The sequence below is a fragment of the Streptomyces sp. rh34 genome, assembly GCF_002551245.1.
In the GTDB taxonomy this organism is placed as follows: Bacteria; Actinomycetota; Actinomycetes; order Streptomycetales; family Streptomycetaceae; genus Streptomyces.
Genome location: NZ_NTGZ01000539.1, coordinates 1 through 1,228 on the forward strand (window position 1 = coordinate 1; position 1,228 = coordinate 1,228).

The window sequence follows — 1,228 nt, forward strand, 5'->3', positions numbered from 1 at the left end:
GTCCCCGACCGTCCGGCCCGCCGCCTCGGCAGCGTCCCGCAGCGCCTGGCCCGCCGCCACCGCATCGGTGTGCAGCGCCTCCGCCTCGCTCTCGGCCAGCGCCAGGATCCGCTGAGCCCGCTCCCCCAGCTCCGCGTAGTCCTGCACGGGCAGCATCGCGACGGCCTCCGCCAGCCGGGCGGACTCGGCGAGCAGCTCCTCCACCCGGCCCGTCAGCCGCGCGAGCTCGGCCAGCGCCCCATCCCGCTCGGCCGTCAGGGCGGCCGTCGCCCGGTCCACCTGCTCGGGACGGTAACCACGCCCCCGCACCCCGACGACGTCGTACGCGGACACCGGTCCAGCACTCATCCCTGAAACCCCTCTCCGACCCGCCGACACGCTCTGCCACGCTCCGACACCCGTAACACGCCAAGGATGCGGCAATTGGTGCCGGAAGTCGGAATCGATCAGCCGCATTCAGGCCGGAAGCGACCGGCATCACAGAACCGGGCGAACCAGCGTTCATCGCCCGGCACCCCCCGCACACGACGAGGGGGTGTCCGCCCGGACACCCCCTGACCCAGCCCCTTCCGGGTCCGGGCGCCTCGTGCACGCTCGCCGTTCAGCCCCGCGTACGGCTCAGATCAAGCCGTCCCACATCTGCTCCAGCAGCACCGACCACCAGCTCTCCGGCGACGCCAGCGCCGCCGGGTCCAGCGCCACCAGCTGCGCCTGGAAGTCAACGGTCCAGCGGCCCGCCTGCTCCGGGTTCAGCCCGAACCGCAGCCGCCACATCCGGCCCAGCAACGCCATCGACCGCACGAACTCCGGCAGCCCGGTGTTCACGAACTGCGGCGGCACCGGCTGCCCGCCGGGACCCGCCTCCACCGGTACGGCCACGATGTTCGCCGTCCCGTACTGCACACAGAGCGCCCGGCCGAAGTCCGTGCCCATCACCAGATACGACCCCGCGTCCGGCGCGGGCTGCACCTGCCGCTGCGCCGCCAGCTCGGCCAGCGTCGGCACCACCGGCTGCCCCGGCTGCGCCCAGAAGAACGGCCCGAAATCGGCGGGCAGCCCCGCCCACACCAGCGTCTGCGCGACGACCTCGGGCACCCCCTGACGGGACACCGCCCGCTGGTCGAACCGCAGGATGCCCTGCGGACCGAACGCCTGCGCCAGCTCCTCGGCCACCGCCTCCGGCGGCAGCACGGGCGCGGGCGGCATCTGCGGCAGCGGCGCCCGCACC

General features: G+C 74.3%; 1 protein-coding gene and 1 pseudogene. Both read right to left on the reverse strand.

Annotated elements, in window-relative coordinates; all coding sequences use genetic code 11:
* Positions 1-348, reverse strand: a pseudogene (locus CR470_RS38050) (DivIVA domain-containing protein); the annotation flags it as partial.
* Positions 349-618: 270 nt separating this feature from the next.
* On the reverse strand, positions 619-1,228 hold a 610-nt coding region (locus CR470_RS38055; protein ID WP_179892528.1), incomplete at its 5' end, for an SUKH-4 family immunity protein.